The organism is Trinickia sp. (genome assembly GCF_051953405.1).
Classification (GTDB): Bacteria; Pseudomonadota; Gammaproteobacteria; order Burkholderiales; family Burkholderiaceae; genus Trinickia.
Window position 1 is genome coordinate 1 of record NZ_JBQCIV010000023.1, and the last position, 4,372, is coordinate 4,372.

3 protein-coding genes are annotated in these 4,372 nt (G+C 65.0%); all 3 read right to left on the reverse strand.

From position 1 onward, the window contains the following. Window positions 1–1,362, reverse strand: a 1,362-nt coding sequence (locus ACTHN9_RS04360; protein WP_440535524.1) for a Clp protease N-terminal domain-containing protein, incomplete at its 3' end; no start/stop codon positions are given. A 34-nt stretch (window positions 1,363–1,396) separates the two neighbouring features. Further along, window positions 1,397–2,482 (reverse strand): type VI secretion system baseplate subunit TssG, encoded by a 1,086-nt coding sequence (gene tssG, locus ACTHN9_RS04365; RefSeq protein WP_440535525.1) that lies wholly within the window; start codon window positions 2,480–2,482, stop codon window positions 1,397–1,399. Beyond that, window positions 2,446–4,284 (reverse strand): type VI secretion system baseplate subunit TssF, encoded by a 1,839-nt coding sequence (gene tssF, locus ACTHN9_RS04370; RefSeq protein ID WP_440535526.1) that lies wholly within the window; start codon window positions 4,282–4,284, stop codon window positions 2,446–2,448. The genes tssG and tssF overlap by 37 nt, the downstream gene beginning before the upstream one ends. Between the last annotated feature and the right edge of the window lie 88 nt (window positions 4,285–4,372).

Consider the following 4,372-nt stretch of genomic DNA (forward strand, 5'->3'; position numbering starts at 1 on the left):
ATCGATGCGTTCGATCCGCTTGCGCGTATCGTCGATCACGGCCGGCGTCGCGCCCTGCGCCAATGCCACTTTCGCGCAGGCGGTATCGAGCACGCCGATCGCCTTGTCGGGCAGTTGCCGTCCCGTGATGTACCGGTGCGACAAGCGCACGGCCTCGGTGATCGCCTCGTCGAATATGCGCACACCGAAATGTGCCTCCATGCGCGGCGCAAGCCCACGCACCATCGCGCACGCCAGCGCCTCGCTCGGCTCCTCGACCTTCACCACTTGGAAACGCCGCGCGAGGGCGACATCCTTTTCGAAGTACTTGCGATATTCGGCCCACGTCGTTGCGGCGATCGTGCGCAGCTCGCCGCGCGCGAGCGCCGGCTTCAGCAGATTGGCCGCATCGTTTTGGCCGGCTTGGCCGCCCGCGCCGATGATCGTATGCGCTTCGTCGATGAACAGGATGATCGGCGTCGCACTCTTCTTGACTTCGTCGATGACGTTCTTTAGGCGATTTTCGAACTCGCCCTTCACGCTCGCCCCGGCTTGCAACAGCCCCATATCGAGCACGTGCAATGCCACGCCGATGAGCGGTGCCGGCACGTCGGCCGCCGCGATGCGCAGCGCCAACCCTTCGACGACAGCCGTCTTGCCCACCCCAGCCTCGCCCGTCAAGATCGGATTGTTCTGCCGGCGGCGCATGAGGATATCGATCGTCTGCCGAATTTCGGCTTCGCGGCCGATCACGGGATCGATCTCGCCGTCGCGCGCACGCTGCGTCAGGTTCGTCGTATAGGTATCGAGTGCGGGCGTTTTCGACGGCGAGGCCGGCAACGTCGGATCGATGCCGCCATCGCCGCCATGCACGTCACCCTTAGCCGCCCCGTCGGCTACATGGACGGCCTCGCGCGAGCCCGCCGTCGCTTCGTCGAATCGATGCTTGAGCTGTTCGACCGGCACCTTCGTCAGGACCGGCGACATCCGTTCGGCGAACTGCGCCAGCTCGGGCGAGGTCAGCAGCGCGAGCAGCAAATGCCCCGAGCGGATGCGGGCCGCGTGCGAATCGAGCGAGGCAATGAGCCATGCTTGCTCGAACAGCGAGATCAAATGCTGAGAAAACACGGGCGTGCGCGTGTTGCCCGTCTTGAACCGTTCGAGTTCGCGTTCGAGATCGGTGCGCAGCACTTCGGGACTGAGCCCGCTTGCGCGCAGCACGACCGACAGGTCGCTCCCGCTCTCCTCGATCAGCGCGAGCAGCAAATGCTCGAGATCGACTTCGTAGTGGCCGCGCGCGAGACAAAGGCTCGCGGAGCGCGTCGCTGCATTCAGGCACAGCGTGTCGAGCTTGGCGATGAGGGTCTTCAGAGGTGTACTCATGTCGGATCGATGTCGCTTTTTTTCGTTTGTCGGGTCAATGGATGACGTTTAGTTCGTAACGCGCGTCGTCGCGGTCGCGCTCGGCCGGCCGCGTGCAGAGGAAGGCGTCGTAGCCGAGCCGCGCGCCCTGGCCAAGCTGGCTCATCCCCACTTCGTCGCGCGCAAGGACAAGCGATACTTCGTATTCGATGGTGATGCCGGCGAGCAGCGCGAGCATGCGTTCGAGCGCAATCGCGTACGACTCGTCGGGCAGAAACGCTTCGTAATCGCGCTTGCGCAGCGGCCCGACGACGATGCGCACGCGCATGTCGCGCTGCCACACGCGCTCGCCCGCGAGCGCCGTGGCGCCGAGCGTCGCATTGAGTTGGCCCACGACCGTCAGCCGTTCTTGCGGCACCGCGTACCACTTGCCCGAAAACTGATCGACCCGCACCCGCACACGAAAATAATCGGACAGCACCCGCTGGAGATAGGAGGACGACATCGGCCGATGCCGCGCGGCCACCGCATAGCCCGCGATCGCCTCGTCGATCACCGCCCCGGGCCCTTCTTGCAAATGCGCGCGCGTTTGCGCGTCGGGCGTACCCGCGAGCGACAGCAGGAGCGGCAGGTAGCGCTCGTCGCGATCGAGTTCGTAGTGAAACGGCAGCCGGTACTTCTTCCACGCCCCGTAAAAGAGCGACGTGGCCCGGCTCGAGAAAACGTCGAAAAATTCCCTGGCCGCGTGATCGCGCTGCAATTGCGCGCGCGCGATCAATTGCTCCGTGTAGTGCAGCGGCAACGCACCCTGCCCGCCCAGCAAACCGAAGAACGCCGGCGTCAGCTCCACGCGCTCGAGTGTGTTTTGCGCGAGCGCCGTACGCACGGCGTCCATTCCGGCGAGCGCGTCGCCGGCTTCGTCGTACGGCACGGCGCGTTCGAGTTCGCTCGGCGGAAAGGTCAGCGCGAGGCTGTTGCGGAACGCGATGCCGGGATCGCGACGCTCGTCGGATACGGGCTCGTCTTGCTGCGAGACCCATGTCTCGAGCATGCGAACCGCTTGGAAAAATTCGAACCGATACGGCTCGTCGAGCAGCCGCTCGACTACGCCAGCGTCGATGCCGCGCTGCGCGGTTTGCATCGGATGATCTCCTCGCCTGTGCGGCCGGCGATGGCCACGAGTTGCACGAAACTGTTCAAGCGGACGAACAGGCCGAAGAAGGTGTCGAGCACGCGCACGAACGTCGCGAGGCTCGTACCGACATAGTGTGCTTCGTCGAACGTCAAGCGAATCTCCACGCCGCGCACGAAGGTCGCATAAGGCCGTCCCGGCAGCCAATGCACGGCCGGCCGTTGCTCGATGCCGACGATGCCGGCAATATGCCGCGCCGAAACCGCCGTGCGCCGTGCGTCGTAAAGCGCCAACAGCTCTTTGAGCGGCGCGAGGCCCTGCGCCGCCAGCGAGAGGTGATTGAGCGACAGATGCGAGACGAGCCGCCAGCCCATCGATGCACCGCGCGGCACGCGCACGCTAGGCGTCGGCCGCGACAGCAGCCCGATCGTGCCGGCCCCGATCTCGGGCTGCGCGAATAGATCGCCGCCTTCGAGCCCGATCGCGAGGCGCGCGGGCAAATCGCGATTCGTGCAGGTGAGCGATAGGCTCAGCGTATCGGTACGTGCTTCGAGCGGCGAGAAGTCGGCGTCGACGATCGAAATCTCGGTCTCGTAGCCGGGGCTGTTTTCGGCAACCCAATCGTTGCGGCGCGCGAACCAGTAGCGCCCCACGCGCGCCGCTTCGTCGTGATGGAGCGCGTAGAACGGCCGAAACTCGGTGATCGTTTGCCCGTCGGCCCGGGTCTCGACGCGGCGCACGTCGTCGATCGAGTACACCTCGTAATCGCCCGCATGGCGCGCATCGGCCACGACCGGGTAGGCCACCGCTTCGTGGCTCACGTGGATCGGCTCGCCGCGTCGCGCGAACAAGTTGACGACGGGCGTGCAAAACAGGCGAACGTGATTGACGCCCAGCGATTCGACGAGCCGTTCGATGTGCGGCTCGTCGCGCATTTCGCCCAGGGCGACGTGCAGCGTCACGCGCCGGCACCGCCCCGCGATTTTCAAGATCGCGCCGAGATCGAAGTCGATGAAATCGAACTTCTCCGGGAACGCGAAGTACTCCGTGAGGACCCGATAAGCGGGGTGCGACTTCGCGGGATAGTCGATCAACGCATCGTCTTCGGCGAAGCCCGCGGGCTCGATCGGTATCGTCGCCAGCGGGCGCCACAGGCGGCTCTCGGGCGTTTCGACGTAAGCGCCGATCGCTTTGACAAATAGGCAATCGGTCAGCGCGGCGATGAACGATTGCTCGCCGTGCAGGTAAGCCCGTATCGTCGACAGATCCAGCGCACCGAGCGTGCCTTCGGGCACCATCGTTTCGAACGTGAACGAAAGCAGCGCGGACGTATCGCCGCGCAAAGTAACGGCCGATTGGGCGACCTCGGCCAGCGGCGTATGACGCGCACGCACCAAGCGCAACGGCGCGAGCGTGACGTCATAGGCCGTCCGGAACTCGCAGGGCACGCCACGGATTTCGCGCGAGAGCAGCGGGGTACCGCGCGCGATCACGCTCGGCTGCGTCGGCACCGCTTCGGCAGGCAAGTTGAATTGCGCGATGGAACAAGAGGGAAACGGCCGCAAATAGTGCGGATACAGCACTTCGAGCAGTGCTTCGGTCAGTTCGGGGCGATCGTCGTCGAGCTTTTTGTTGACGCGGGCCGTCAGCAGCGCGAACGCTTCGATCATGCGTTCGACGTGCGGGTCGTCCCCCTGCTCGCCGGTTTGAGCCAGTCGCGCCGCGATCTTCGGGTATCGGTCGGCAAAATCGCGCGAATACCGGCGCAAAAACGCCAGTTCGCGCTCGTAGTAAGGCAACAACGCTTCCATCTTTGATCCCCGGCGCCCCAAGCCGGCCGTGCCTTGCTTCAGGGCGCGTCTGTGCGCTCTTCTCGATTAGCCGAGTCCCACTTCGCGC

Coding starts and splice junctions, on each gene's coding strand:
- tssG (WP_440535525.1), bottom strand. CDS start 2,482: ATGCAAACCGCGCAGCGCGGCATCGACGCTGGCGTAGTCGAGCGGCTG.
- tssF (WP_440535526.1), bottom strand. CDS start 4,284: ATGGAAGCGTTGTTGCCTTACTACGAGCGCGAACTGGCGTTTTTGCGC.